The sequence below is a fragment of the Methylobacterium sp. Leaf88 genome, from assembly GCF_001422795.1.
In the GTDB taxonomy this organism is placed as follows: domain Bacteria; phylum Pseudomonadota; class Alphaproteobacteria; order Rhizobiales; family Beijerinckiaceae; genus Methylobacterium.
On sequence record NZ_LMMK01000006.1, the window covers coordinates 3,293 to 3,599 of the forward strand.

General features: G+C 73.6%; 1 protein-coding gene. It reads left to right on the top strand.

All coding sequences use genetic code 11. From position 1 onward, the window contains the following. A partial coding sequence (locus ASF20_RS23060) for a YidB family protein (RefSeq protein WP_244476321.1) occupies nt 1-307 on the top strand: 307 nt, incomplete at both ends.

The following is a 307-nucleotide window of genomic DNA, read 5'->3' on the forward strand; positions in this document are numbered from 1 at the left end:
CACCGCACCCCAACGCACCGTCCCACCGATCCCGAACACAGCCTCCACCGGCACGGCCACCGGCAGCGGCGGCCTCGGCAATCTGGCCGGGCTTCTGGGCGGCGTCGGCACCGCCGGGGTCGGCGGCCTGATCGCCAGCGGCCTGAGCGAGCTCGTCGACCACTTCACCAAGGGCGGCCACGGCGAGACCGCGAACTCCTGGGTCAGCCATGGCCCCAACCGCGACATCCCCGAGGGGGATCTCGAGCGGGCCATCGGCTCGGACACCCTCGACCACCTCACCCAGCAGACCGGCCTGAGCCGCGGC